A 25,780-nucleotide genomic window follows, 5' to 3' on the forward strand; every position below is an offset into this window, starting at 1 on the left:
CTATGGCCGGGACCGGTGCGACGCCGTTCTTCGCCGCACGGGACCTGCACGCCTATTACGGCGAAAGCTATATCGTCCAGGGCGTATCCTTCGAGGTGCGCGAGGGCGAGATCCTGGCGCTGCTTGGCCGCAACGGCGCCGGCAAGACCTCGACGCTGCGCACCATCGCCCGCGCGGGGCAACCCGAGCTCAAGCGCGGCGAGATCTGGCTGGAAGGCCAGCCGCTGCACGAAATGCAGAGCTATCAGGCGGCCCAGGCCGGTATCCAGCTGGTTCCCGAGGACCGTCGGATCATCCCGGGCCTGACCGTCGAGGAAAACCTCAAGCTCGCCCAGATCGAAAAGCCCATCGGCTGGACGCTGGAGCGGATCTACGATCACTTTCCGCGGCTGGCGGAGCGCCGCACCCAGGAAGGCACCACGATGTCGGGCGGCGAGCAGCAGATGCTCGCGGTGGCGCGGGCCCTCGCCCGCGAGGTGAAGCTGCTGCTGCTCGACGAGCCCTATGAAGGCCTGGCGCCGGTGATCGTGCATGAGATCGAGCGGATTCTGGAGGAGATCAAACAGCTGGGCATCACCACGATCCTGGTCGAACAGAACGCCATCGCCGCGCTGCATCTGGCGGACCGGGCGATCATCCTGGAAATGGGCGAAGTGGTTTTCGACGGCACCGCCCAGGAGATCATCGACAACAAGGAATTGCGTCTCCAGTACCTGGCGATCTGACCATGCCTCAGCTCCGGGGGGCCGTCAGGTCTTCATCATGCGCCTTCGTTGGAGTCGATCCGCATGGCGCGAACGACATTGCCGATGACGGCGGCGGGGCGCTTCTCGTCTCTAGGTCCGGTCGGCATTGCCATCCCCCTTTCTCGCTTCACGAAGCCGAAATGATGCGCATCCAAGATCGTCAGCGGTGAATTCGTTAGGGAACTTCTCTACCGCGGCTTCGATTGTCCAATCCAGCAGATTGAGTTTGTGCAGGCGCTTGAAGCCGCTCTGAAGATCACCACTCTGGACAAGTTTGGCTATGGCAGGTCGGGTTCCAAGTTGTTGGCGCATACCTATAAAAATTGTTGGGACGTAGCCTTTCTCACGACCCCTTCGGATCGTTTCGTCAATGAACGCTTCCAACGCGGGACTCGCTTTCGACATCTCGTGCTCCCATGCTTTCCGCGAAGCATATAGAAAATGAGCGATCGGCGCGATTAGGGGCTGTTCCAACTTCAGGTCACAAACTGGAGCCGCACCTCCTAACGTATACATTGCACCCTTCTCCGCGATATGTCATGAGGCCGCAAGGTTGGACCGGCGCGAGCCGCCATTTGGGGGATTCTCATGAACCGCATCGATCTTCAGGGACGCACGGCGATCATCACCGGCGGCGCGCGCGGCATCGGCCTGGCCACCGCCGAGCGAATTCTCGCCAGCGGCGGTTCGGCGGTACTGTGGGATGTCGATGGCGCGGCGATCGAGGAAGCGGTGACTCAGCTCGGTGCGAAGGCCAGCGGCCAGACGGTCGAACTGACCGACGCCGACGCGGTGGCAGCGGCCGCGAAGGACGCCTTCGCCAAGGCCGGAGCGATCGACATCCTCGTCAACAATGCCGGCATTACCGGCGGCAACGGCAAGACCTGGGAGTTGGAGCCCGACGTCTGGCGCAGGACCATCGAGGTCAATCTCGTCGCGCCATTCCTGACCAGCCGTGCGGTCGTGCCGCTGATGCTGGAAAAGGGCTATGGCCGGATCGTCAACATCGCCTCGATCGCCGGCAAGGAAGGCAATCCCAACGCCTCGCATTATTCGGCCTCGAAGGCCGGCCTCATCGGCCTGACCAAATCGCTCGGCAAGGAGCTTGCCGGCACCGGCATCCTGGTCAATTGCATCACCCCGGCCGCCGCGCGCACTGCGATCTTCGACCAGATGAGCCAGGAGCACATCGACTACATGCTGTCGAAAATCCCGCTCAATCGCTTCGTCGAGCCCGCCGAGGTCGCCGCGATGATCGCCTGGCTCGCGTCCGAGGACTGCTCGTTCTCGACCGGCGCGGTGTTCGACATTTCCGGCGGCCGCGCCGTCTACTGAGGCGCCGACGCCTTTCCTGCCCATCACGTTAGAAGGACGGACAACGCACCATGAAACTCGTTCGCTATGGCCCCTCGGGCAAAGAAAAGCCGGGACTTATCGACGCCAACGGCACCCTGCGCGATCTTGGCGCCCATGTCGGCGACATCGCGGGAGACGTCCTCTCCGACGCCGGGCTTGCCAAGCTGAAGGCTCTCGATCCTTCCAGCCTCCCCGCGGTCGACGGCACGCCGCGCATGGGCCCCTGCGTCGGGCAAATCCAGAAGATCCTGTGCATTGGCCTGAACTATTCGGACCACGCCGCCGAGACCGGCGCAGAGCCGCCGAGCGAACCGATCCTCTTCGCCAAGGCGCTGTCCGCGCTGTGCGGTCCCAACGACGACGTCGAAATGCCGCGCGGCTCCAAGGCACTCGACTGGGAGGTCGAACTCGCCATCATCATCGGAGCCAAGGCGAAATACGTGTCCGAAGCCGACGCGATGGACCACGTCGCCGGCTTCGCGATCATGAACGACGTGTCCGAGCGCGATTTCCAGACCAAGCGCATGGGCCAGTGGACCAAGGGCAAGAGCCACGACACCTTCGGTCCACTCGGTCCCTGGCTGGTGACCCGCGACGAAGTCGGCGATGTCCACAATCTCGCTATGTGGCTCGACGTCAACGGCGACCGCCGCCAGACCGGCAACACCAACACGCTGATCTTCAACGTGCCGCACATGGTGTCTTACCTGTCGCAGTTTCTCACGTTGATGCCTGGTGACGTAATCTCGACCGGCACGCCGCCGGGCGTGGGCATGGGAATGAAGCCGCCGAAGTACCTGAAGGTGGGCGACGTCATGACGCTCGGGATCGAAGGCCTCGGCGAGCAGAGGCAGACGGTCGTTTCGGCCTGACTCGGCAGTCAGCGGCGGGGATGACCGGCATGGCTCACGAAGCGCCCCCGCCCCTGCCGCCGCCTTATAAATCTGACGCAGTGTCGGCTCACCAGTCCCGACGCCGCGCCAGCACCAGATGACCAGGGGCCGGCTGCCCCTCCTGGAGGCGGACGACGATCGGTCCGCATTCCAGGCAATCGAATCCGTGCGCGGCGAGCCGGTCCCCAAGATACGTCTCGCGGTGATGGAAGCGCTGGTGCAGGCCGACCATGAAATCGCGTCCGGCGAATGTTGCCTCGGACAGTGTCTCGGTTGAAAATCCGAAGATTCCGCCGGGCGCCAACCGTGCGGCGACTCCGGAAAACAGCGCGTCGAGGCCGCCGAGATAAGGCAGCACGTCGGCGGCGACGATCAGGTCGAACGGTTCTTCCTCGTCGAACTCGGCGAGGAAACCGACCGCCTCGCCGATATAGAGATCGTCGTAGATACCCTTGTCGAAACACGTCTCGATCATGCCTTCCGACAGATCGACGCCGAGCAGTGTCGTCGCCCGATCCCGTAGCGCCTCGCCGGCAAGCCCGGTGCCGCAACCGAGATCGAGCACGCGCTGGTAGGGACCGGGCGCGATCTCCGCGATCCGAGCAGCCATCAGCGCTGGAACGCCGTAGCCGAGCTGGCGCACCAGAATGTCCTCGAACGCCTCGGCATGCTGGTCGAACAGCGTCGCCACATAGGCATCGCCGGCCGATTCCGGAGCCTCGCCCAGACCCATGGCCGCAATGCGGACCGCCGCGCCGCCATGGTCCTCGGGATCGATCACCAGACACTCGCGATAGGCTTCGGCAGCGGCCGCGTGCGCGCCGGCCTTTTCCAGCGAAAGCGCCCTTTCATAGGCGTCCGTCAACGCCGCTTCGTCGAACCCGCTCATAGGTACGCTTCCTGGCTCGCGTCCGCGCCGGCGTGCAACGCCGCCGCCAGCGCCCGCGCCGCCCGTTCGATGGTTGCCGCCGGCACGCTGCAGAACACGTCCGGCACCGCTTCGCTCGCGACGGTGTCAGCCACCGCCTCATCGCTCAGCGGAACATGGATAAAACCGAAACGCTGCACGCCGAGCGCTGTGGCATAATGGGCAAGGCGGTAGAACGTATCGTTGCAGAGATAGCCGCCGGCATTGGTCGACCACTCGAAGGAGGCGCCGGCACTGCGCAAGGCGGCGGCGACGTCGTTCCACGGTAGATTTGCAGGCAGCGACTGGGGACCGTCCAGCACCGCCGGGCCCGATGGGAAGCCGCCGACCGCGTCGGCATGGCCGAGCTCGCGACGGTTGCGCGCGACCAGTTCGATGCGAAGGCGTTCGGCGCGCTGGTGGAGGCCGAACAGCACAACGGTCGTCGGGCGCACGGCTTCGATCGCGGCCTTAAGCCGCGACCAGCTCCCCTCCCACTCGACGGGCAGAATCTCAGCGTGGAGACCATCGGAGCGGACTCGCTCGCACTGCAACGCGCGCGCCAGATCCTCGGTCGGATTGCGCGGCGCGCTCGGAAAGGAAGAAAAGCCGGCGAAGAGTAACGACATGGAACGCATGAGCCTGAACAGTGGGCGGTGCGGGAGGTCGGGTGAGACCGCCTGTCCCAAAATGAAACGTGAAGCTTGCCAAGAAACTTTTACTTGCAACGCCCGGCGCGGGATAGCATTCAAGGGATGTTTGGGCAATTTCGCGAACAAAGGTAATGGACGAACTGCGTATCGGAGGCGCCTCCTCCGGGTGGTATACCGAAACCGGATACCACGATGTATCGGTTCCCTTCCTCGTCAAGACTTGCCTGCCACCGCCACACGGCGACACGTAATGCCAGGATAAGGACCCCGATAATGGCACAAACCGGGACGGTCAAATTCTTCAATACCGAGAAAGGCTTCGGCTTCATCAAGCCGGACGACGGCGGCGTGGACATCTTCGTTCATATCTCGGCAGTGCAGGCATCCGGCCTGCCTGGCCTTGAGGAGAACCAGAAGGTCTCGTACGAAACCGAACCCGACAAACGCGGCAAGGGCCCCAAGGCTGTCAACCTGGAAGCGGCCGATTGACGGCGGACCGAAGCGCCGATGCAATCGGCGCGAAAGTGCCGTAACGGGACAAAATAGCTTGGGATAGCCCGCCGCGCATCGCACGGCGGGCTTTTTTGTCTCCGATCTCCGTGTTGGAGTGCCGGGATGGAACAGAATCGTCTGGCACGCCACGTGCAAGGGCTCTGCCGAACGCCTCGCAAGGGGCCTAAACGGGAGATCGTCATGCAACGCCGAAATCGCTTGGCAATTCGCACGACCGCAGCCGCGCTGTCCTTTCTGATGCTGGCCTCGGGGCCCGCTTCGAGCGAAACGTCCCACAACAGTAATCGCGGCGTCAGAACCGCCCAGATCATCGACTTTTCCGCTCAGGGCGAGGAGTTTCTCGAGGATGGCGGTGGCATCCGGACTGCGCCCGATATCTACGTTACGGACGAGCGGGAAGAGTTGATCGAGGATGGGGGCGGCATCCGAACCGCTCCTGATATCTATTCCACCAATGAACGGGAGGAGTTTCTGGAGGACGGCGGGTCGATCAAACGCAGGCCGAATTTCGACGTCCTGACCGTGCGTGGGCGAAATCGTGCCTGGCGCGCAGTCGAGAAACAGGGGGCTTCGGCACGCTCGCAGGGTTCCTTCACGATGATGTCCACCGGATACTCCGATCGCCGCGCCCTGCCCTCCCGCGCCTCGGCATGGAAGCGGCATTCCGGCCTCGGCGCCATGCCGAACGGACCGCGAGTCATCGACGTGGCGCGCGAACGGCTGGATCGCCGTCCCATGCCGGCTTCCGGCATCGACATCATCGAGACCGGCGGCGCGAAGATCATCCGCATCGCTCCAAACTATGACCGACATGCCGCCGCAAAGTTGGATCGAAGCGCGCGCCCTGTGCGCAAGGCGCGCTCTGGCGAGCCGTGGACGCGGGAATGGCTGAGTGCCTGCACCCGCGCGCATCCCAGCTTCGATCCGAATTTCGGCACCTATATGGACGCAGCGGGCAAATCCCTGTTCTGCACCGGCGGCTGACCGCCGGGCCCGACGGGGCGCGGCTATCAGGTCAGAAAGGGGTTGGTACGGCGCTCGTCGCCAAGGCGTCCGCCCGGCCCATGACCGCAGATGAAGCCGACATCGTCACCGAGCGGCAGCACCTTCTGCTTGATCGAGTGGATCAGGGCAGCATGGTCGCCGCCCGGCAGGTCGGTACGTCCGATCGAACCGGCGAACAGGACGTCGCCGGCATGCAGGAACTTCGCCTGGCGATGGTAGAATACGACATGGCCGGGCGCGTGGCCCGGCGTGTGCAGCACCTCGAAGACTTGCCCGGCGAAGCCGACCGTCTCGCCCTCTTCCAGCCAGCGGTCCGGCGTGCAATTGCGCACCGCGCCGCCGACGCCGAACATCAGCGCCTGGTTCTCGAGACCTGACAGCAAAAACGCGTCGTCCCGATGGGGTCCGACGATGTCGACGCCGAGCCGCTCCTTCAGCTCCATCGCACCGCCCGCGTGGTCGATATGGCCGTGGGTCAGCCAGATCGCCTCGATGGCAATGCCGGCGGCCTCGATCGCCGCGACGATCCGCTCGACATCGCCGCCGGGGTCGACCACGACGCCGGTCTTGGCCTCGGTGTCATAGAGGATGCAGCAGTTCTGCTGGAACGGCGTGACGGGCACGATCTCGGCGCTGAGTTGTGTCAAAACGGGAGTCTCCTCAACCAGTTGTGCGTCGGCGTTGATGTCCAGCCTTAGCCAAGATCGCGCGGCCGCCATGTTGAGCACGGGATAACCGCCGCTGCCCCTTGGCGCAAATGCTGCTTGGCTCTGGGAAAGCTTTCGCGAAACGCTTGGACGTGGTTTCCGCGACGCGCGGACCTATGTCGTCGCGATCCAGATGACGTGCCGGGCGCCACGGCCCGTGCGGCTGGCGCGCACACGCGCCTCGTCGACGCTGAAGCCGGCCCGGCGAAGCCGTCCGGTAAAGCCGCTGTCCGGCCCTTGCGACCAGACCGCCAGCACCCCGCCTGGACGCAGCGCGCGTCGCGCATCTTCCAGTCCTCCGAGATCGTAAAGACCGTCATTGGCGCGGCTCGTCAGACCCTCGGGGCCGTTGTCGACGTCCAGAAGGATCGCGTCATAAGCTGCCTTGCCGCCGCGAATGAGCTCGGCGACGTCCGTCACCGTTATGCTCACGCGGGGGTCGTCGAGGCTCCCGTCGACGAGATGCGCCATCGGGCCTTTCGCCCAGGCGACCACCGCCGGCACAAGCTCGGCGACAATCACGCTGGCGTCGCCGCCGAGATGGGACAGGACGGCGCGGAGCGTAAACCCCATGCCGAGCCCGCCGACGAGGACGTGCGGCTTCGCCCGGTCCGCGATTCTCTCGCAGGACAGACGCGCGAGCGCTTCTTCCGAGCCTGAGAGGCGGCTGTTCATCAGTTCGTTGTCGCCGAGCATGATCGAGAACTCGGTGCCGCGCCGCATCAGCCGGAGCTCACCGGTCGTTCCGGGAATCGTCGCGCTGTCGAGCTTTTGCCAGGGGATCATTGCCGCATCGCCGTCCGGCCGGCCCGCCGGGCGTCCTACTCCGCCGCCGCGCGCTTCGGCTGTACGGCGTCGGTGTAATCGTCGACCAGCCGCCGGGTCGTCTCGCCGGGGGTGAACCGCCAGTCGGCGATCTCGGAGACCGGCGTCACCTCGGCCGCCGTGCCACAGAGGAAGCATTCCTCGAAGCTTGCCAGTTCCTCCGGCATGATCACCCGCTCCTTCACCTCGATGCCGCGGCGGCGCGCGAGATCTATCACGGTGCGGCGGGTAATGCCGTTGAGGAAGCAGTCGGGCGTCGGCGTGTGCAGGACGCCGTCCTTGACGAAGAAGACGTTGGCGCCGGTCGCCTCGGCCACCTGGCCGCGCCAATCGAGCATCATCGCGTCGGCGTAGCCCTTGGCTTCGGCCGCGTGCTTGGAGATCGTGCAGATCATGTAGAGGCCGGTGGCCTTGGCCTTGGACGGCGCGGTGCGCGGGTCCGGCCGTCGATACTCCGCCAGATCCAGCCGGATGCCCTTCATGCGCTGCTCGGGATCGAAATAGCTCGGCCACTGCCAGATGGCGATGGCCACGTTGATGCGGTTCTTCTGGGCCGAGACGCCCATCATCTCCGAGCCACGGAAGGCGATGGGCCGGACATAGGCGTCCGCGAAACCCTGCCGCTCGAGCAGTTCATTCGTCGCGGCGTCGATCTGGTCGGCGCTGTAGGGCAGCGCGAAGCCAAGCATGCGACCGGATTCGATCAAGCGTTCGGTGTGCTCGCGCAGCTTGAACACCGTGCCACCGTAGGCCCGCTCGCCCTCGAAGACGGCGCTGGCATAATGCAGCCCGTGCGTCAGTACGTGGATCTTGGCGTCCTTCCAGGGCACGAACTGGCCGTTGAACCAGATTTCGCCGTCAAGCTGGTCGAATGGAACATTGCTCATGGTGCTCGCGACGCCTGTTCCGGCGTCCTCCCTATCATCATCTGGCGGCGGTCGACTGTCGGCCGAGGGGTGGATCCGCGTCAATGTCTCTGGTCCCTGGATGGCGGACCAGCGACGGTTTCCACTCTTCGCCGTCCGGTGTAACAATGGTAGGAAATTACGTCAATGGTGCTGACCTAAATTATGGATGCTGCCCTGACCTCCGATGCGCGCACGGAAGATGCCGCCGAAGCCATTGTGCTGGAGCCCCTGCCGACCTTCGGAAATCCGGACTTCCGGATGATCGAGTTGTTGTTCTTCGCCTATCGCGAATTCACCGCCGATGCTGATTCGATTCTGGCCCGCTACGGGTTCGGGCGCGCCCATCACCGAATCCTGCATTTCGTCAACCGCGCGCCCGGCATGACCATCACCGATCTCCTCGACCTCTTGCAGATCACCAAGCAATCGCTGTCGCGGGTGTTGCGCCAGCTCATCGACGATGGCTTCATCCGTCAGATGCCGGGGGTGGAGGATCGCCGACAGCGCTGCCTCTATCCGACCGTGAAGGGGCGCGAGCTGACGCTGGAGCTCTCGCGGGAGCAGGCACGTCGCATCGACGCGGCGTTGAGCGATGCCGCGCCCTCCGACGCGGCGCCGATCGGCGCCTTTCTCAGGCAGATGGCGGCGGACCGGCCGGCGACGCGCGAGTGGTTCAAGAAGCAAGGCATCAATTGGAAAGACCCGCTATGAACGAGTTCGCCGGGGAGACCTCGGGCGAGATGACATCGCTCGGAGACGATGCCCCCCACATTCTCGTCGTCGACGACGACCGTCGCATCCGCTCGCTGCTATCGCGATTCTTGTCCGAGCAGAATTTTCGCGTCTCGATGGCTGCGAATGCCAGGGAGGCCCGGCGAATCCTCGACGGGCTCGACTTCGATCTCCTGATCGTCGATGTGATGATGCCCGGGGAGAACGGCATCGAACTGGTGCGCTCGTTCCGCGCCGACCGACAATCGCCGGTGCTGATGCTGACGGCGCGTTCGGAGACCGAGCAGCGGATCGAAGGACTGGAAGCCGGCGCCGACGATTATCTGCCGAAGCCATTCGATCCCCGCGAACTGCTTTTGCGCATCAACAACATCCTGCGGCGCGGGAGCCAGGCGCCGATTCAGAAACTGGAACATGTGCGCTTCGGCCCATTCACCTTCACGCTGTCGCGCCGCGAACTGAAACGCGGGCCGGAGATCATCCGCCTGACCGAACGCGAGCAAGAGATGATGTGCCAGTTCGCCGGCAATCCGGGCGAGACGATCCAGCGTCAGGATCTTCTTGCAGACGAGACGGAGGTTGGCGAGCGCACCGTCGACGTTCAGATCAACCGCCTGCGTCGCAAGATCGAAAGCGACCCGGCAAATCCCCTGTGGCTTCAGACGGTGCGCGGCATCGGCTATCGCCTGAACACGGATTGAGGCCAGAGCGGTCGTGACCCTGATCGAACGCCTCATCCAAAAGCGGCCGTGGCGGTTCGGGGCGTCTACCCGGCGCCGCGCGTGGCGGCCGCGCTGGGGGTGGGGCAAGCTGCCGACGATCGACATCTGGCGCGGGCCCCTGCGACCCATTCCCCGCATCATCCAGCGTTTCATGCCGAAGGGGCTCTATGCGAGATCCCTGATCATCATCATCGCACCGGTGGTCCTGCTACAGGGTGTGGTGACGGTGGTGTTCATGGAGCGGCACTGGCAGCTCGTGACCCATAGGCTGTCGACCGCCGTGGTGCGCGACATCGCGGCTATTACCGACCTCGTCGAAGCACAGTCGCCGGGCAGCGACTATTCCCAGGTCATCGGCATTGCTCGCAACCGGCTTGGTCTCAATGTCTCGGTGCTGCCGCCCGGTCCCCTGCCCCCTCTGGGTCCGAAGCCGTTCTTCAACATCCTCGACGGCATCCTCAGCGAGGAGATCACCGCCCGGATCGGGCGACCGTTCTGGATCGATACGGTCGGCCAATCCAAGATCGTCGAAGTCCGCATCCAGCTGGACGAGAAGGTTTTGCGCGTGTTCGCGCCGCGCAACTCCGCCTATGCCTCGAACACGCATATTTTCCTCGTGTGGATGGTCGGAACATCGTTGGTGCTGATGATCATCGCCATCCTGTTTCTACGCAACCAGATCCGTCCGATCCAGGCTCTGGCCGCGGCGGCCGAGGGTTTCGGGCGCGGCCAGCCAATGCCGCCGGACTTTCGCCCGCGCGGCGCCTCGGAGGTTCGGCGCGCCTCGCTCGCCTTCATCCAGATGCGCGACCGAATCGAGCGACAGATGGAACAGCGCACGGCCATGCTGACCGGCGTCAGTCACGATCTGCGGACCATCCTGACGCGCTTCCGGCTGCAGCTTGCCCTGCTCGGCGAAGGCGAAGACCAGGACGAGTTGAACGCCGACGTCGACGAAATGCAGCGCATGCTCGAGGGTTATCTCGCCTTTGCCAAGGACGAGGCGGCCGAGGAGGTCGGTGAACTCGACCTTGTCCCGGTGCTCGGCAAATTCCGGACCGAAGCCAAATTGAAGGGCAAGCAGATTGCGGTCGAAATCGCCGGCGATCCACGCCTCGCGGTGCGACCGGATTCCTTCACCCGCATGGTGACGAACGTCGTCACCAACGCCTTGCGCCACGGCGACCGAATCCGCGTCCGCGCCAACCACCAGGGACGGTGGCTGACCATCACCGTCGAGGACAACGGCACCGGGATCGCCGCCGAACAGCGCGAGGAAGTCTTCAAGCCGTTCGTGCGGCTCGACACCGCCCGCAACATCGACAGCGGCGGCACCGGCCTCGGCCTTGCGATCGCCCGCGACATCGCCCGCAGCCACGGCGGCGACATCCTCCTGTCGGACAGTGATCTCGGCGGCTTGCGCGCGCTCATTCGCGTGCCGGCTTAAGCCCGCTCAAAACATCCGGCCGCCGTCGGGCACCGTGTGGCCTGGCCCGAGCAGCACGACCTCGCCAGCTGCGTCCGGTACGCCGAGGGTCAGCACCTCCGACATCATCGGGCCGATCTGCCGCGGCGGGAAATTGACGACGGCGAGCACCTGCCGGCCGACCAGCGCCTCGGCGTCATAATGCGCGGTGATCTGGGCGGAGGATTTCTTACGGCCGATCGGCGCGCCAAAGTCGATGGTCAGGCGAAACGCCGGCTTGCGCGCTTCGGGAAACGGCGCCGCCTCGACGATCGTGCCGACGCGGATATCGACCTTCATGAAATCGTCGAAGCCGATTTCCGGCGCCGGACCCTTGCCTGCCGACATTCACCTACTCCCTCGACAATGCCTCGGCACGGTCGCGCGCTGCCTGTACGGCCCGCCGCATCAGCGGCGCCAAACCGTCGTCCGCCATCAAGACATCGAGCGCGGCCTGGGTGGTACCGTTCGGCGAGGTGACGTTCCGGCGCAATTTTTCCGGCGTGTCCTCGGACCGGATCATCAACTCGCCCGCGCCGGCGACCGTGTGCCGCGCCAGCCGCATCGCGAGATCGGCCGGCAGTCCCGCCGTTTCGCCAGCTTTCGCCAGGCATTCGGCGAGATAGAACACATAGGCTGGGCCACTGCCCGAGACGCCGGTTACGGCATCGATCAGGGCCTCGCTCTCGACCCACTCAACCGGGCCGCTCGCCGACAGGAGACCGTCCGCGACGGCGCGCCCCGCGGCTTCGACCCGCGCATTGGCGTAGGCGCCCGTGATGCCCCGGCCGATCAGCGCCGGCGTGTTCGGCATGGCTCGCACCACCGGTCGCTCACCCAGTTTCGCCTCGATCGCCGCCACCGAGGTTCCGGCGGCGATCGACACCACGAGGCTTGCCGGCTTGAGCGCCGCGCGTAACACCGGAAGCGCCTCCCCCATCACCTGCGGCTTGACCGCCAAAAGCACGACGTCGAACGCCTCACCCGGGACACCTGTCGCATGGCGCACGCCGTAGCGGTCGATCAGCGGGCGCAAGGCATCGCCGATCTTTGGATCGACGACGAGCACGCGCGATGGTTCCAGCCCACTTTCCAGCCAGCCGCCAAGCAGCGCCGCGCCCATGTTGCCGCCGCCCAGAAGCAGGATGCGCTGCTGCGCGCCGGCCATGCTCACGCTTCGCCTTCGGTCTCGAAAATCGCGCAAGCCAGCGCATCGTCGGCCATCTTGTCGGCCCACACGACGAACTGAAATGCCTGATAGAAGCGCTCGCAGCTTTCCAGCGCCGTCGCCAGCATCCGTTCGGCCTGCTGGCTGGTCGGCTCAGCGCCGCCGGACAGCAGCAGTGCGTGGCGGAACATCACCGCCCCTTCCTGCTGCCAGAGGTCGAAATGCCCGACGAGCAGCTTCTCGTTGATCAGCGCCAGTAGCCGGAGCACTTCGGAGCGACGATGCGCGGGGATCTTGAGGTCGAAGGCGCAGCCCAAATGCAGCGCCTCGATATTCTCCAGCCAGGAGAACGAAACCGAGTAATCGGTCCAGACTCCGGCCACCGCCACCGCGATCTCGTCGTCGCCCGAGCGCTCGAACGCCCATTCCCGAGCCGCAGCGACCCATTCGATCATATCGACCGGATGAGACTGCCTCAAAGAGGCAAATTCAATCAGACTCATGTCCACGTCCCCGTATCCAATTCGGCGGGGATGCCGATTGCCGCCAAGGCGCCCCGCAGGGGTGACACCGCCACCGCACAGCGTCGAATCACCCTTATGAATCAGCATATAGACCGCGAGTCCTCGCGCTAAGGGGCGTTAACCAAATATTCACCGTCAATCGATTTTGGCACCCCGGAGAAGGGCCTCGCCGGGAGTCTTAAGCGACTCTCGGCAAAGGATAATCCGGTTCGACCATAGGTTGTTCGAAAGTTGTTGATTGCCTGTGGAGAACCTGTCAGCCGGCCTTCGGCTTGGCACTGGGCACGCGTGCCTCGAGGTCATCAAGCCGCTTCTTCAGAACTTCGTTCTCCATACGCGCCTTCGCGGCCATGTCGCGAACAGCTTCAAATTCCTCGCGCTGGACGAGATCCATCTGGTTGAGGAAGCGCTCGCCCTGTGCCCTGAACACCGTCTCCACCTCACGGCGCACCCCTTGGGCGGCACCGGCGGCGTCGGTCATCATCCGCGCGAACTCGTCGAGCATTCGGTTGGGGCCCTGCCGGCCGGGACCTGAAGTGGACATGGATCGTCTCCGCTATGGTGTTGTGGCGTTGCTTCTGTTGGGAGGTAGAGAGCGCTTGGCCCCATGGCAATGGTCTGGCCTACCGGAACGCGGTTCGATCGGTTCCGCCGCCGCCGCAGATGGGCGTGAGCCGACCCCCGCAACGTTGCCGGAAGCCGGCCGGTTTCAGGAATTCTGGATCAATGCCTTGATGCGGACCTGAACGCCTTGCGGCAGGTATTTGATTTCGACACCGCCCGCGAGTTGACGCCCCAGCAGCCGTTCGAGCAGAGTCGTCCCGAATCCTCGCCGGGTAGGCAGGGAGACCGGCGGACCGTCCCTCTCGATCCAATCCAGGCTCAGCTTGCGCCCTTCCTGCGAGGCCTCGGTCATCCATCGGATGTCCAACCGACCCTCTTCGACCAACAGGGCTCCATATTTGGCGGCGTTCGTAGTCAATTCGTGGACCGCCATGGCGAGTGGCACGGCCGCATCGGCGGGCAGAAAGAAAGGCGGCCCCTCGAGTTGCAGCCGTCCGCCGTCGTCATAGGGCTCCAACTCCGCGCGGAGAATGTGCTCCAGTTCCGCCCCGTTCCATTCATTGTCGGTCAACAGTGTATGGCTTCTCGCCAGGGCGCCGATCCGATTGCCGATGCCGGCCTGAAATGTTTCCATGCTCTCGGATGTGCGCAAGGTGAAGTTGATGATCGACTGCACAGTGGCGAGATTGTTCTTCACACGGTGATGCAGCTCGCGAACCAGCAGAGCCTGCCGCTCCTCCGCGTGCCTTGCCTCGGTAATGTCGATGACCACCCCAATGAAGCCGATGACGGTGCCCGCCGCGTCGCGCTGCGGACGACCGCTCACCTCGATCTGTCGCCGCGCGCCGTCCGCCCGTTCGATGCCACATTCCAGGTGCCACTCGGTCTGACCTTCGACCGCGGATTGGAAACATGACTGGACCCGGTCGCGCTCCTCGGGCAGGACATGGTCGAGGAAGCGCTTGAAGCTCCACTCTACCACCGGCGTCTCGTAGCCGAAGATCGCATCATGTCGCGGTGTGCGATCGGCGCTGTCGCGGCCGATGTCGAGCGACCAGGCCCCGATGCGACCGGCATCGAGGGCGAGATGCAGACGCGCATCGCTGCCCTGCAGCGCCCGCTCTGCCCGGGCGCGTTCGACGGCGTCCCAGGTCTGGTCGGCGACTTCCCGGACAAGGCCAATCTCGTCGTCCGTCCACGCACGCGCCTCGGCGTGATTGACGTAAAGGCCGGCCTGCCAGCGGCCCTCGCGAATGATCGGCGCACCGATCAGCGAAACGGTCCCGATCTCGCCGAACAACGAGTCCGCGGTCAGCGGATCCGCTCGCGTATCGCTGATGCCCAGCGTCTTGCCGGCCCGAACCTCGGCCAAATAGCCTGTGCCGATGCCGATGGACGGCAAAGGCACCGTCAACAGCGGCAGCCGGCCATCGGTCCACCCCGACAGAAACTGAAGCGTGTCATCTTCCGCCATCTCGAAGAAACCGACCCGATCGACGACGAGATGTCGGCCAACCGCTTCGGCAGCGGCCTGCATCATGAATCGGTCGTCATGCGTCTTGCGTTGCCCATCCAGCAAACGCAGCAGCAGGTACTGCCGCCGGTGGTTTTCGCGCAGGGCCGATTCCGACCGCGCACGCTGGACCTCCGCCCAAGTGCTCTCGGCGACCTCGCGTACGAGTCCTTTTTCGGATTCTGTCCAATGCCGGGGTTCCCGGCCGTGTACGTAAAGGACCCCGGCCAGCGTGCCGTTCTTGACGAGCGGCACGGTCATCGCCGCGCAGGTACTGACCGACCGGAAGGCTTCGGCGACGTCCTCGCCCGAGGTCAACGGCTCCGTCAGAGCATCCGCGAATGCGACCGTATTGCCGGCGCGGAACTCGGCGATCAGCGCCGGACCAAAATCGTTGAGGCGATGACGGCCAGCGAGACTCGGCATCCCGGCGGCGCACCAATCGCGTTCAACGAAAAACATGGTGTCGGCTTCGATCTCGGCATAGCCCACGCGATCGGCACGCAGGTGGAGGCCGAGGGTTTCGGCGGCGGCGAACATTACCTCGCGCGGATCGTCCAGATCGCGGAGCCGGTCCTTGAGCGCTATCCGAAAATTCAGGCGCCGATCGGCCAGCACGTCGCCGGTGGTTTCGACGCTGATCACCAGAATGCCGCCGACCGTTTCGCTCTGAGTGTAGATCGGCGAACAGGAGAAGCTGAAATACCGCTCCTCCTCGAGGCCACCCGGAATGACGATCGGCAAGTTGTCGGCCCCCGTCGTCTCACCCGCGAGGGCGCCTTCAACGAAGGGTCGCACGCCCGACCAGATCTCCTCCCATACCTGCGCCAAAGGGCGGCCTAGTGCGTCGCAATGCCGGTCGTTCAGGAGCGGTGCATAACTGTCGTTGTACAGGACGCGCAGGTCGGGGCCCCATGCGGCCAGCATGGGAACCTTCGAGTCAAGCAGCGTTCGCACGGTCGTCAGCAACGGCAACGCCCAGTCCTGCGGGGGACCGAGCGGCGAATCCCGCCACATATGCGCCCGGATAAGCGCGCCCATCTTGCCGCCGCCGCTCAGGAAGACGGGGACCGACGGGCCGATATGCGTTACGGACTTCTCTATCGCATCCATCCGCCATGCCCCAGGGCGGCACTACGCCAACCCTTCACTGCCACAAATCGTCCCGTTCCGTGAGACGTTCAGCCATGCTGCCACAGCAGAGGCTTTGTCGGCCTTGGCGTGGCGTAACGACGCAACCTGCGATCTGTTCCATTATTGTCAATGGAAGCCGGATATTTCCGTTCCGGTCTCGGCGAAAAAAGCTCGACGACCAACGACCCCGGGAGCGGCGCTCCTAATCAGAGTTCCTCATGCCGCCGGATCGACTTGTGCGAGCCACGACCCGATCCGGGCGAGGATCGGTTCGGGCGGCTGATAGCCGGCGGTGACGAGGGCGTAATTGCCATCCGCCTGCGGCCCGGCGATCAGGGTTGGAAAGCCGGTGACGCCGGCGCGCTGGGACAGCGCGAAATCACCCAGGGTTTCCTGTTTGGTTTCCTCGCGCGCGAACGCCGCCACAAATGCCGTGCGATCGAAGCCCAATTCCGCCGCCAGATCGGCCAGTGTGTCGGAGTTGGTGACGTCACGATTCTCGGCATAGAACGCTCGGGCGATCCTGTGTTCGAGCGCGATGGCCTTCTCGGGTCCGAGCTGGCGGCCGGTCACAACCGCCCGCGCGGCCGGTTCGGTATCGTAGACGAAGCCGTCCCGCTCGAAAAAGGCAAAGTCGAAGGGTTGCCCCGAGGCGTCGCGCACGTGCTCCCAATGGTTGCGGATATCTGCCTTGGCGCTCGCGTCCATCGGCTTGTCGGTAAACGGCCTGAGGCCGCCCAGCACGAGGCGGACTGCTAAATCCGGATAACGTTCGGCGATCGCATCCATGACCGGCGCGAAGCCCCAGCACCATGAGCACATGGGATCGGCGAAATAGATCAAATGGGGCGTTTGCGGCAATGAAGACGGGTTGTCGGACATGATGGCAATCGGCCTTTCGAGTCATGGGTGGCGATACAGCGCCGCGCCCTTCACCTGTCGCGCGGGGACATACCGGCAAGGGGCGTGTTGAGGGCTATCACCGTCCCGGCGGTTCGGCGCTCCCAACCACGCTTTCGTGAGCAACCAATTTGTTCAGGAGCCGTTCAGCTTCCCAATCGTTACCTAAGTGTTAAAGTATTGGTAATGCAGGAGGTCGACATGAAGTTCTTCAAATCGTTGGCAGTCAAATCCCTCGCACTGGGGCTTGCGCTGTCGGTGGCACCAGCCGCAGTGCCCGCCAACACACCCCTCGTCGGAATATCGCAGGCGGAGGCCGGTCACTATGGCGGCGGCTCCTTTGGCGGCGGTCGATATTACCGGGGAGGTCGTTATGACGGGGGCCATCGTGGCTTCCGCGGCAACCGCCGTTACTATCGTCGCCACCGCGGCCTCGGTTCCGGCGGCGCGGCGATCATCGGCGGTATCGTGGGCCTCGGCATCGGCGCAGCAATTGCTAGCCAACCGCGCTACTCCCGCCCGGCACCGCGTTATTATCGGGCCGCGCCCCGCTACTACCGCGGCAGGCCGGCGGCCTGGTCAGGCGAGTGGTATCGCTATTGCGCGGCCAAATACCGGTCGTTTGACGCCCGCTCGGGCACCTTCCAGCCCTATAATGGCCGGCGCCGCCTCTGCCGCTGACGTCATGGGCCGCAGATGGCCCGTCACGCACCAATCCACATCGAGACCGGAGGAACCGGCCTCGATGTCTTGAAGCATCGCCCACGCGGAATGGGCGAACCAGCTAGCCCGTGCTGATGGAGCGTGTCGCCGCCTCCAGCCAGCCCCGGTCCTCGGCCCGCATCAACGGGGCGAGCGTCCCTCGCACCTTCGCGTGGTAAGCGTCGAGCCAGTCGATTTCCGCTCCGTTCATCAGCGTCGGCTCGATGAGCCGGCGTTCGATCGGTGCGAGCGTCAGTGTCGCGAAGGAATGCATCGCAAGATCGCCGCCCGCAATGGCTGTCGCGGGCTCGACCAGGATCAAATTCTCGATCCGGATGCCGTAGGCGCCCTCGCGATAATAGCCCGGCTCGTTGGACAGGATCATGCCGGCTTCAAGCGCCGCCATTCCGCGCTTGGAGATCGATTGTGGCCCCTCATGCACGGCGAGATAGGAGCCGACGCCATGACCGGTGCCGTGGGCGTAGTCGCAGCCGGCCTTCCACAGCGCGATCCGGGCCAGCGGGTCGAGATCGATGCCACGCGTCCCCTTGGGAAACCGCGCCGTGGCGATGGCGATCATGCCCTTCAGGACTAGCGTGAATTTCGTGCGCGTCTCGGCGCTGGGCTGGCCGATCGGAATTGTGCGGGTGATATCGGTGGTGCCGTCCTCGTACTGGGCGCCGGAATCGAGCAGAAAGAGCTCGCCCTCCCCGAGAGCCCGGTCGCTCCCCCGGTTGACACGATAATGCACGATCGCGCCGTTCGGACCGGAACCGGCGATCGTATCGAAGGAAATGTCCTTCAAGGGGCTTTCGTCCCGTTCGCCATATTCGGCGCGCGACGCTTCCAGCCGCTCGGCCGCGGCGATCTCGGTGACGGTTCCCGGCGGCTGGCGATCGAGCCAGGCGAGAAAGCTCGAGACCGCCGCTCCATCACGTCGATGAGCGGCCTGTGAGCCGGCAATCTCGCCGGCATTCTTGATCGCCCGTGGCAGCCGCGCCGGGTCCGGCATGTCGACGAGCGTGCCGCCGGCCGCCTCTACGATGGTCGCCAGTCGCGCGGCGCCCAATTGCGGATCGAGACCGATCGCGCGGCCGGCCGCCTCCCGCTTCAACGCGGCCTCGAAATCGTCCGGCGATGCCAGATCGCAAAGCGCCGCGAGATAGTCCCTGACCTCGGGGTCGAGCTTGTCCGGATCGACGAATAGGGTCGGACGGCCGTCGGCGCGCAGGATGGCAAAGGCCAGCATCAGCGGGGTGTGCGGCACGTCGGCGCCGCGAATATTGAAGGTCCAGGCGATCGAGGCGGGGTCGGTGAGAAGCGCGGCGTCGGCCTTCGCGTCGCCGATCCGCCTGGCCAGATCGGCCAGCTTGCCCGCCGCCGGGCGTCCGGCGAAGCGCTCCGGATGGATAACCGCCCGCGCCTTTGGCGGCGCCGGCCGATCGTTCCAGATCCGGTCGATCGGATTGGCCGGAAGCGCGACAAGTTGCCCGCCGGCCGCCTCGATCACATCCGTCAGCGTGCGAATCTCCGATACCGTATGCAGCCACGGATCGTAGCCGATCCGCTTGCCGGGCGCGGCGACCGTCAGAAAGTCGGTTAGCGAGGTTTCGACGGACGATAACGGCTCGAAGACCGCGGGATCGATTTCGGAGCGAACCTGCAACGTGTATCGCCCATCGACCAGAATCACGGCGCGATCGGCGAGAACGGCCGCCGCCCCCGCCGAGCCGGAAAAGCCGGTCAGCCATTCGAGCCGCGCGGCCGAGGGGGGGATATACTCGCCCTGGTGCTCGTCGGCGCGCGGGACGATGAAACCGTCGATGCCGGATTCCCCGAACCCGGCGCGGAGCTGGCGGACCCGTTCGGCACTGCGCGAGAAATCGGTGGTCTGGTCGAAATTCTGAAACATCGGCGGCTCTGGCAGGAAACGAGTAAAGACGGGGTGTAAAACGGCGCGACCCGCGGCCGACCGCGGGGACCATAAGCGGGCAGAGCGCGGCGCGAAAGGTTAACGAGACATGAATCGGCTCGCAGTTGTGCAATGCAATAAGGGGCAGGCACCTATGCAGGAATGAGTCTACCTGAATCAGACCCCAGGTCGCATATTGGTTGCAAGGGGAGGCCAGCGAACCGCATCAGGAGATATTGCGATGGCCACGACGACCTACACCGAATTGTCCCACCGCGGCGCCGGCCGCTCCAAAGGCTTCATGCGCAGCATGCTGGACCGCATGATCGAAGCGCGCGAGCGCGAGGCCCGACGCTACATCGAAGACCGCATGGCGTTTCTCGGACGCGATGGCTTCGAGCTGGGCGGGCGGGAGTCGCTGTTCGAGGGGCGCACGCCCGAGCGTCGCTGATCCAGCGGGCGCTTCGCGCGCCATCGGCACGTCACACAGAATCAAAACGCCGGCCGCGGGAAACTGCGCGCCGGCGTTTTCGCGTCTTGACGCCGCTTGCGCTCCTCACCGGGCCAGATGCAGCGTCACCCAGTCGCCGATCACCAGCGTGCGCCGATGGAAAAGCCCTTGCACGCGAAAGGCCGCCAGAACCGCGTCCCGCTGGCGGACCAGAATGCCCGACAGCACGATGTCGCCGCGCCGCGCCAGATGCCGCGCGAATTGCGGCGCCAGTTGCATCAGCGGCCCGGCGAGAATGTTCGCGACGATCAGATCGAACGGCGCGCGCGCGCGGATCCCCGGCGCGGCGAAGCCGACCGCAGTGACACTGGTGACGAAGGGGGCGACGCCATTGGCGACCACATTGGCCTTGGCGACGCGCACGGCCACGGGATCGATGTCGGTCGCGAGCACCGGGACGCGGGCGAGCTTGGCCAGGCCGATCGCCAGCACCGCGCTTCCGGTGCCGAGGTCGAGCGCGTTGCGCGGGCGGCGTCGCGCGGCGATCTGGCCGATCATCGTCAAACAACCGGCCGTCGTGCCATGATGGCCGGTGCCGAAGGCTTGCCCGGCCTCGATCTCGATGGAGAGGTCGTTGGCGGCGATCTTGTCGCGATCATGGGCCCCATGAACAAGGAAGCGGCCGGCACGCACCGGCTTCAATGCCTTGAGAACGTCGGCCATCCAATCCTTGTCGGGAAGCTCTTCGCGCTCGATGCGACCCGCCAGGGCCGGACCGACCGCCTCAGCAAAGAGGCTTTCCCAAGCGTGGGCGTCGGCGGCGTCGAAATAGGCGGAAACCTCGAACAGCCCCCTCGCCTCGTCGATCTCGCTGATCGCCACCGGCGAGCCATGTTCTTCGAAGGCCATGTCCAGGGCCTCATAGACGGCTTCGGCCTCGGCCTTGCCTGCCTGGAGGAAGTAGCGCGACTGGCTCATCAGCCGGCGGCCGCGACGTTGGCAGACGCCGCTTCGGTGGTCTTGCGGGCCTTTTCGGCGCGAGCCTCGCGTTCGGTCGTCGTCGCCTTCACGATCTTATCCTGCTCGCGCTCCGGCCGGGGCGGGCCGAAGGAAATGATGGTGTCGCCTTCGTCGGGTTCGCCCGATCCTTCGGACGCCGCGAAGACGAGGCTTTCCGATGGCTTGATCCACAACAGGACGTGGGTTTCCTCCGGCCGCGTCTCGGCGAAGCGCTCGTAACCAAATTCGTCGGTCAGCCGCGTCGCCTGGAAGGTCCAGCCGTCGACGATGAGGTCGCGTAGCTCGGCATAGCTCTTGCCGGGCTTGAACAAGGGCAGGCCGCCGATGGTGAAGTTCATCGACTGGCGATCGGAAACGCCCAGATCGCCGATCTGGAATACATCGGAACGGCCGATCTCCGGCGCGAAATCCGTGCAGATCAAGGCGTTGTAGGCGTCGTTGTCGGTGGCGGCCACCATGTGGTCGAAGCGCGAGAGGTTAAGTGAGTGGTGGGCCTGCTCCGACAGAATCTCGCCATACCAGACCTCGACTTCGGCCAGCCGCGCTTCGGAGGCGCGCGACCAATTGCCGTCGGCGATGAGAACCGGAACCTCCTGCGCCTTCAGGCGGCGGGCGAAGGCGATGGTGAAGCGGGACGCGCCGACGAAGAGGACGCCCGGCCGATCCGCCGATCGCAGATCAAGAAGGCGTGCCAGCGGCCCCAGCGAAAAGCCGTGCAGGACGATCGTGGCGGCGACCAGGGCGAACGTATAGGCGATCATCCGGTCGCCATCGGCCACCCCGATCCGCGTAAGCGTCGCGCCGAACAGGCCGGCGACGGCAACCGCGACGATACCGCGCGGTGCGATCCAGCCGACAAGCAGCCGCTCCTTCCAGCTGAGCCCGGCGCCGATCGTCGCCACGAAGACGGCCAGCGGCCGCACCAGGAACAGCACGACGGCCAGAAAGCCGACGACCCGCCATTCGAGGCTGCGGATCACGTCCATCTGCAAAGAGGCGGTCAGTACGATGAACAGACCCGAGACGAGCAGCGTGGTGATCGTTTCCTTGAACCGCCGGAGTTCGGTGATGCTGGCGATCCGGGCATTGGCCATGGTGATGCCCATCACCGTCACGGTCAGCAGCCCGGCCTCCTCAAGCACCAGATTGGTGATCGAATTCATCGCGACGACTGCCGCGAAGAGGATCGGTGCCTTCAGATATTCGGGAGCATGGCCACGGGTGAACAGCCAACTGAGCGCGCGCCCAGCCGCGATGCCGCCGGGCACCGCGATGACGATCGCCAGGATCACGTTGAGGATCAGGTTCTCGGCCTCGTGGGAGCCGTTCAGGACGAGGAAGGTTTCGAAGGAGATGACCGCGAACAACGCGCCGAGCGGGTCGTTGACGATCGCCTCCCATCTGAGGATCGACGCCGGTTCTTCAACTTGGCATGCCGCAACAGCGGCATGATCACCGTCGGCCCGGTGACCACCAGGACCGCGCCGAGGATGATCGCGGTCGGCCAGGACAAATTGCCGACATAGTGGGCGGCGAGCGCGGTCATGATCCAGACCAGCGGTCCGGACACGATGACGATGCGCCGCACCGCCTTCGACGTTTCCCGGATCTCCCGGAAATTCAGCGTCAGCCCGCCCTCGAACAGCACGATCGCGACCGCGGTCGACACCAGCGGCGTATAGAGTTCGCCGAAATCCGCGCGCGGATTCATGAAGCCGGTGAACGGACCGAAAAAGAGACCGACTGCGAGCAGAAGCACGATCGCCGGGATCTGCAGGCGCCAAGCCAGCCATTGCGAGGCGATGCCCGCGGCGCCGATGAGGGCGATCTGGGCAGCGAGATCATCCATGTACGATTATCCTTGCGAACGACGACGCCCAACTAGGCCAGGACGACGCGAAGGAAATGGGCGACGCGATAGGCGATGCGGCGACAAGGGTCTTTGCCCTCGCCGCGCCGAATGCTTGCTTCCGCCCTTGTGTCAAAGCCCGACGAGCCGATCCAGCTTGGCACGCGCGGTGTCGGATTTTTCACCGTAGGCCAGCGTGCCGGCCAGCGCGCCATCGGCGTCCAACAGGAATGTCGTCGCCGTATGGTCCATGGAATAGTCGGAGCCGTCCCCGACCTTCGCCGCATAGACGCCCCAGCCTTTCAGCAGGGCGGCGATCTTGACCGGCGCACCGGTGATCGCGGTGATGTCCGGCCCGACGGCGGCGACATAGTCCTTGAGGATTTCCGGCGTATCGCGCTCGGGATCGACGGTCACGAAGACGACGCGCAGGGATTTTCCCTCCTCCTTCAGTCGCTTCTGATGACCGGCAAGCTCGTAGAGCGTCGTCGGGCAAACTTCAGGGCAATGGGTAAAGCCGAAGAACACGGCCGAGGGCTGGCCGGTCAGAACGGCTTCGGTGATCGGCGCGCCGTTCTGATCCACGAGCGCAAAGGGGGTCCCGTATGGCTCGCCGGCTACCGTGGGGCTGCCCTGCCCATAAAGGAAAACCAGCGCCACCACCGCGCCCGCCAGCAGTGCCACCAGTGCCCATAGAGCCGCGCGTAGGATCGAAACTGAGTTCATATCGTTCTTGGTGCGGGAATCGCGAAGACCCCGCCCACCTCTCCGGCGCGTCAGATTTGATTTCCGGACGCAAATAGCACGGCCCGACCGCACGAGGCGAGGGTTTATGACCCTTGGCCCGGCGAGCCTGCCCTCGGGATTTGCGGGACGCTGAACGGATTGCGATACAGATCGCCATGGCTCTCGACGCCGACCGCGATGACGCAATCGGAACGAGGCCGGGCAACACACAAGAGGATATAGCCGGCCGCGCTCTGCCGGCGGTTCAGCGCCGTCCCCTTTGGCTGGCGCACCTTGCCCGAAATCAGTCGCGCCGCACAGGTGATGCAGCCGCCATAGCGGCAGGCGACGGGCAGGACCAGCCCGGCCGCCTCGGCGGCGTCAAGGATCGGCTGATCCTCACTAACATCGAGGACGCGGCCGTTTCGATTCACCAGCTTGACCCGATGGGTTTTCACCACCCGCGCCGTCCGTCGAGGGACCGGCCGCCGACCCGCGTCACATCCAGATGTCGCTGGTCACGTCGCCGCCCGGATAGCGCATCTCATGGCAGCGCGCCGGACCGTTCGGCTCCTTGCCGAAATCGACGACGAAGTCGGGATTGATCGACATGCCACCCTTCTCGGTGTCGCAGTCGATCATGAACATCTGCGCGCCCTTCTCCTTCATGCCCGGGTAGAACTGATTGTCCCAGGTGGAGAACAGCGACGTCGTGACGTAGAGCCGCTTACCGTCCAGCGACAGCTGGATCATCTGCGGCGCGCCCTGCACCGTGACGCCGTTGACCTCCGGCGCCTTGCCGAGCATGCCGCCGAGCCAGACCTGGCCGGTCAGCTTCGGATTCGAGCGATCGGCGATGTCGTATTGCCTGAGATCGCCATGCAGCCAGTTGGCGAAATAGATGTAGCGGTCGTCCATCGAGATCAGGATGTCGGTGATCAGCGACGGCATCGGCACCGGGAAGCCCGCGACATCGATCGTGGGGATATCGATCACCTTCTCCAACTGGGGTTCGCCGGCATCGTCCTTCCACCAATGGAAGACGTTGGACGACAGCGTCGCGGCGAAATAGCCGTGATGCGATTCCGGGTCATGCAGGCCGCGCACCTCCAGCGGAATCATGCCCTCCGCGCCGAGATCGACCGATTTGGCCACCTTCTTGCCCTTGAAGTCCCAGAAATGGACGGATTGGCCGTATTTGCCGGCGGCGACGTCGTCGAGTTCGAAGCCCGGCAGAAAGGTGTTCGGCGCGGCCCATTCGGAACTGACCATCATGTTGTGGCGCGGCTGGTACCAGAAATCGTAATTGTACTTCATGCCGTTGAGCTCGTTCTCCCAGCGGCCGACGATGTCGAAATTCTCGTCGAGATGCAGAAAACCGCCGGGCCCGTTGCCATCGGCGTCACCCAGCATCGAGATAATGATGTCCGAGCCGAGGCAATGCACGGTATGCGGCGCCGACAGGTTGGTCTTCGCCTTGATCTCGTCGCCGGATACCACCGTGTGTAGCTTGGGGTTCGCGGCGTCGGCCGTGTCGATCACGTTGATGTTCGAGGTCCGCACGCCCGGCATCAGCAGATAGCGGCGGGATTTCGAGGAATCGTCGTGACAGGACGAGCAGGCGTTCCAGCCCGAATGGTGCAGCTCGTCGCCGATCTGCGGCATTTCGGTGCGCGCCACGACGCTGGAATAGGTGGGGCTATCCGGGTCGACATCGACCGTCGCCAGATAATCCGGCTTTTCCACCCCCGTGCCAACGTACAGAGCGACCGTGTAAAGCAGCTTCTCCCGCTGAGCCTGCATCGCCTCCTTGGGCGAGGCATAGCCCGGCCCGCAACAACCATTCTCCGCCATCGGATCCTCCCGGTTCCACGGTGCCGCGATT

29 protein-coding genes are annotated in these 25,780 nt (G+C 64.7%); 10 read left to right on the plus strand and 19 right to left on the minus strand.

Annotation, left to right across the window (positions count from 1 at the left end; genetic code table 11):
* Positions 1–2: 2 nt before the first annotated feature.
* Positions 3–725: an ABC transporter ATP-binding protein gene (locus tag VQ044_RS09470; protein WP_327647020.1), complete on the plus strand. Its 723-nt coding sequence runs from the start codon at positions 3–5 to the stop codon at positions 723–725.
* A gap of 111 nt (positions 726–836) precedes the next feature.
* Here VQ044_RS09470 and VQ044_RS09475 read toward each other — a convergent pair whose 3' ends face one another.
* Positions 837–1,130 carry a hypothetical protein gene (locus VQ044_RS09475; RefSeq protein ID WP_331827664.1) on the minus strand — a complete coding sequence of 98 codons (294 nt, stop codon included), beginning with the start codon at positions 1,128–1,130 and terminating at the stop codon, positions 837–839.
* A gap of 204 nt (positions 1,131–1,334) precedes the next feature.
* Between VQ044_RS09475 and VQ044_RS09480 the strand changes: the two genes are divergently transcribed.
* The gene (locus VQ044_RS09480; protein WP_327646971.1) at positions 1,335–2,081 is read left to right on the plus strand and encodes an SDR family NAD(P)-dependent oxidoreductase; all 747 of its coding nucleotides are present in this window, start codon (positions 1,335–1,337) and stop codon (positions 2,079–2,081) included.
* A 50-nt stretch (positions 2,082–2,131) separates the two neighbouring features.
* Positions 2,132–2,974: a fumarylacetoacetate hydrolase family protein gene (locus VQ044_RS09485; protein WP_327646972.1), complete on the plus strand. Its 843-nt coding sequence runs from the start codon at positions 2,132–2,134 to the stop codon at positions 2,972–2,974.
* Positions 2,975–3,062: 88 nt separating this feature from the next.
* Here the strand turns inward: VQ044_RS09485 and VQ044_RS09490 are convergent, their stop codons facing one another.
* Together VQ044_RS09490 and VQ044_RS09495 are read right to left on the minus strand one after the other, a co-directional pair.
* Positions 3,063–3,884: a class I SAM-dependent DNA methyltransferase gene (locus VQ044_RS09490; protein ID WP_327646974.1), complete on the minus strand. Its 822-nt coding sequence runs from the start codon at positions 3,882–3,884 to the stop codon at positions 3,063–3,065.
* The gene (locus tag VQ044_RS09495; RefSeq protein ID WP_327646976.1) at positions 3,881–4,681 is read right to left on the minus strand and encodes a pyroglutamyl-peptidase I family protein; all 801 of its coding nucleotides are present in this window, start codon (positions 4,679–4,681) and stop codon (positions 3,881–3,883) included. The genes VQ044_RS09490 and VQ044_RS09495 overlap by 4 nt, the downstream gene beginning before the upstream one ends.
* A 147-nt stretch (positions 4,682–4,828) precedes the next feature.
* On the opposite strand from VQ044_RS09495, the gene VQ044_RS09500 reads away from it, so the two are divergent.
* Positions 4,829–5,044, plus strand: a complete 216-nt coding sequence (locus VQ044_RS09500) for a cold-shock protein (RefSeq protein WP_327623082.1) — start codon at positions 4,829–4,831, stop codon at positions 5,042–5,044.
* A 204-nt stretch (positions 5,045–5,248) separates the two neighbouring features.
* Entirely contained in the window at positions 5,249–6,052 is an 804-nt protein-coding gene (locus VQ044_RS09505; RefSeq protein ID WP_327646978.1) for a hypothetical protein, read from the plus strand.
* A gap of 26 nt (positions 6,053–6,078) precedes the next feature.
* On the opposite strand, the gene VQ044_RS09510 is transcribed toward VQ044_RS09505, so the two are convergent.
* From VQ044_RS09510 to VQ044_RS09520, 3 genes are all read right to left on the minus strand, one after another.
* On the minus strand, positions 6,079–6,720 hold the full coding sequence (locus VQ044_RS09510) for an MBL fold metallo-hydrolase (RefSeq protein ID WP_327646979.1): 642 nt from the start codon (positions 6,718–6,720) through the stop codon (positions 6,079–6,081).
* 174 nt (positions 6,721–6,894) lie between these two features.
* Entirely contained in the window at positions 6,895–7,566 is a 672-nt protein-coding gene (locus VQ044_RS09515) for a spermidine synthase (RefSeq protein WP_327623079.1), read from the minus strand.
* Between the two features lie 35 nt (positions 7,567–7,601).
* A complete protein-coding gene (locus VQ044_RS09520) occupies positions 7,602–8,492 on the minus strand; it encodes a branched-chain amino acid aminotransferase (protein ID WP_327646981.1) in 891 nt (296 codons plus the stop codon).
* A gap of 183 nt (positions 8,493–8,675) precedes the next feature.
* Between VQ044_RS09520 and VQ044_RS09525 the strand changes: the two genes are divergently transcribed.
* From VQ044_RS09525 to VQ044_RS09535, 3 genes are all read left to right on the plus strand, one after another.
* Positions 8,676–9,224, plus strand: a complete 549-nt coding sequence (locus tag VQ044_RS09525) for a MarR family winged helix-turn-helix transcriptional regulator (RefSeq protein WP_327646982.1) — start codon at positions 8,676–8,678, stop codon at positions 9,222–9,224.
* Entirely contained in the window at positions 9,221–9,946 is a 726-nt protein-coding gene (locus VQ044_RS09530) for a response regulator transcription factor (protein WP_327646984.1), read from the plus strand. The genes VQ044_RS09525 and VQ044_RS09530 overlap by 4 nt, the downstream gene beginning before the upstream one ends.
* 172 nt (positions 9,947–10,118) lie before the next feature.
* Positions 10,119–11,414: an ATP-binding protein gene (locus VQ044_RS09535; RefSeq protein WP_327647021.1), complete on the plus strand. Its 1,296-nt coding sequence runs from the start codon at positions 10,119–10,121 to the stop codon at positions 11,412–11,414.
* Positions 11,415–11,420: 6 nt separating this feature from the next.
* Here the strand turns inward: VQ044_RS09535 and VQ044_RS09540 are convergent, their stop codons facing one another.
* From VQ044_RS09540 to VQ044_RS09565, 6 genes are all read right to left on the minus strand, one after another.
* Entirely contained in the window at positions 11,421–11,780 is a 360-nt protein-coding gene (locus VQ044_RS09540; protein WP_327646985.1) for a tRNA-binding protein, read from the minus strand.
* Positions 11,781–11,784: 4 nt separating this feature from the next.
* Positions 11,785–12,600 carry a pyrroline-5-carboxylate reductase gene (gene proC / locus VQ044_RS09545; protein ID WP_327646987.1) on the minus strand — a complete coding sequence of 272 codons (816 nt, stop codon included), beginning with the start codon at positions 12,598–12,600 and terminating at the stop codon, positions 11,785–11,787.
* A 2-nt stretch (positions 12,601–12,602) separates the two neighbouring features.
* A complete protein-coding gene (locus tag VQ044_RS09550; RefSeq protein WP_206454212.1) occupies positions 12,603–13,103 on the minus strand; it encodes a YbjN domain-containing protein in 501 nt (166 codons plus the stop codon).
* A 277-nt stretch (positions 13,104–13,380) separates the two neighbouring features.
* The gene (locus VQ044_RS09555; protein WP_327623073.1) at positions 13,381–13,629 is read right to left on the minus strand and encodes an accessory factor UbiK family protein; all 249 of its coding nucleotides are present in this window, start codon (positions 13,627–13,629) and stop codon (positions 13,381–13,383) included.
* A 204-nt stretch (positions 13,630–13,833) separates the two neighbouring features.
* The gene (locus VQ044_RS09560; protein WP_327646988.1) at positions 13,834–16,314 is read right to left on the minus strand and encodes an HWE histidine kinase domain-containing protein; all 2,481 of its coding nucleotides are present in this window, start codon (positions 16,312–16,314) and stop codon (positions 13,834–13,836) included.
* Positions 16,315–16,551: 237 nt separating this feature from the next.
* Entirely contained in the window at positions 16,552–17,217 is a 666-nt protein-coding gene (locus VQ044_RS09565; RefSeq protein WP_327646989.1) for a DsbA family protein, read from the minus strand.
* A 219-nt stretch (positions 17,218–17,436) separates the two neighbouring features.
* On the opposite strand from VQ044_RS09565, the gene VQ044_RS09570 reads away from it, so the two are divergent.
* Complete coding sequence (locus VQ044_RS09570; protein WP_327646991.1) at positions 17,437–17,916, plus strand: BA14K family protein; 480 nt, start codon at positions 17,437–17,439, stop codon at positions 17,914–17,916.
* A gap of 103 nt (positions 17,917–18,019) precedes the next feature.
* Here VQ044_RS09570 and VQ044_RS09575 read toward each other — a convergent pair whose 3' ends face one another.
* Positions 18,020–19,849, minus strand: a complete 1,830-nt coding sequence (locus tag VQ044_RS09575; protein WP_327646992.1) for an aminopeptidase P family protein — start codon at positions 19,847–19,849, stop codon at positions 18,020–18,022.
* Positions 19,850–20,090: 241 nt separating this feature from the next.
* Here VQ044_RS09575 and VQ044_RS09580 point away from each other — a divergent pair, with 241 nt between their 5' ends.
* Complete coding sequence (locus VQ044_RS09580; RefSeq protein ID WP_327623068.1) at positions 20,091–20,300, plus strand: hypothetical protein; 210 nt, start codon at positions 20,091–20,093, stop codon at positions 20,298–20,300.
* A 105-nt stretch (positions 20,301–20,405) separates the two neighbouring features.
* On the opposite strand, the gene VQ044_RS09585 is transcribed toward VQ044_RS09580, so the two are convergent.
* The 6 genes from VQ044_RS09585 to VQ044_RS09610 all read right to left on the minus strand — a co-directional run bounded on the left by VQ044_RS09585 (position 20,406) and on the right by VQ044_RS09610 (position 25,749).
* On the minus strand, positions 20,406–21,278 hold the full coding sequence (locus VQ044_RS09585; RefSeq protein ID WP_327646993.1) for a 50S ribosomal protein L11 methyltransferase: 873 nt from the start codon (positions 21,276–21,278) through the stop codon (positions 20,406–20,408).
* Complete coding sequence (locus VQ044_RS09590; RefSeq protein ID WP_327646994.1) at positions 21,278–22,687, minus strand: cation:proton antiporter; 1,410 nt, start codon at positions 22,685–22,687, stop codon at positions 21,278–21,280. The genes VQ044_RS09585 and VQ044_RS09590 overlap by 1 nt, the downstream gene beginning before the upstream one ends.
* Positions 22,648–23,169 (minus strand): cation:proton antiporter domain-containing protein, encoded by a 522-nt coding sequence (locus VQ044_RS09595; protein ID WP_327646996.1) that lies wholly within the window; start codon positions 23,167–23,169, stop codon positions 22,648–22,650. The genes VQ044_RS09590 and VQ044_RS09595 overlap by 40 nt, the downstream gene beginning before the upstream one ends.
* 132 nt (positions 23,170–23,301) lie before the next feature.
* Positions 23,302–23,895 (minus strand): SCO family protein, encoded by a 594-nt coding sequence (locus tag VQ044_RS09600; RefSeq protein WP_327646998.1) that lies wholly within the window; start codon positions 23,893–23,895, stop codon positions 23,302–23,304.
* 104 nt (positions 23,896–23,999) lie between these two features.
* Positions 24,000–24,356 (minus strand): 2Fe-2S iron-sulfur cluster-binding protein, encoded by a 357-nt coding sequence (locus tag VQ044_RS09605; RefSeq protein WP_327646999.1) that lies wholly within the window; start codon positions 24,354–24,356, stop codon positions 24,000–24,002.
* A 37-nt stretch (positions 24,357–24,393) separates the two neighbouring features.
* Positions 24,394–25,749 (minus strand): selenium-binding family protein, encoded by a 1,356-nt coding sequence (locus VQ044_RS09610; protein ID WP_327623063.1) that lies wholly within the window; start codon positions 25,747–25,749, stop codon positions 24,394–24,396.
* Positions 25,750–25,780: the final 31 nt, after the last annotated feature.

Source organism: Aurantimonas sp. C2-5-R2, assembly GCF_036549495.1.
GTDB lineage: Bacteria > Pseudomonadota > Alphaproteobacteria > Rhizobiales > Rhizobiaceae > Aurantimonas > Aurantimonas coralicida_A.